The organism is Brevibacillus reuszeri, from assembly GCF_002897295.1.
In the GTDB taxonomy this organism is placed as follows: domain Bacteria; phylum Bacillota; class Bacilli; order Brevibacillales; family Brevibacillaceae; genus Brevibacillus; species Brevibacillus reuszeri_A.
On the sequence record NZ_BEXF01000146.1, the window covers coordinates 1 to 462 of the forward strand.

The 462-nt window shown below is 51.7% G+C and carries 1 protein-coding gene; it reads right to left on the reverse strand.

The features are described 5' to 3' along the window. Positions 1-462 (reverse strand): 4Fe-4S cluster-binding domain-containing protein (locus C3B52_RS35895; RefSeq protein ID WP_123058886.1); only part of this gene is annotated, 462 nt, incomplete at both ends.

Sequence of the window (462 nt, forward strand, 5' to 3'; positions counted from 1 at the left end):
GACCATGGTGGGACAGCCAGCGGGCGGTCTTCAGCGTCCTCTCATTCGACTTCCCGGTCAGCTTGATATGCTTCTCATCGTTGATATGCTTCAGATCGAGCAGAACCAAGTCGGTATGCTCCAGCAGCTCCGATATTTTCTCCGGCTCATTATAACCGTTGCTGTCAAGGGTCGTGTGCAGATTCCAGCGGCGCTTTACTTCCTTAAACAGCTCGGTTACAAAAGGATACTGCAGTGTCGGCTCGCCTCCGGATACGGTCAGCCCTCCACCGGAAGAACGATAGTAACTTAGATAAGGCTCAATCTGAGCCAGCACATCCTCTACCGTCATTTCCTGTCCTTCATGCAATCCCCACGTATCCGGATTGTGGCAATATTGACACTTCAGCAGACATCCCTGCATGAAGAGTACAAAGCGGATACCTGGACCGTCCACCGTTCCGAACGTTTCTATGGAGTGTA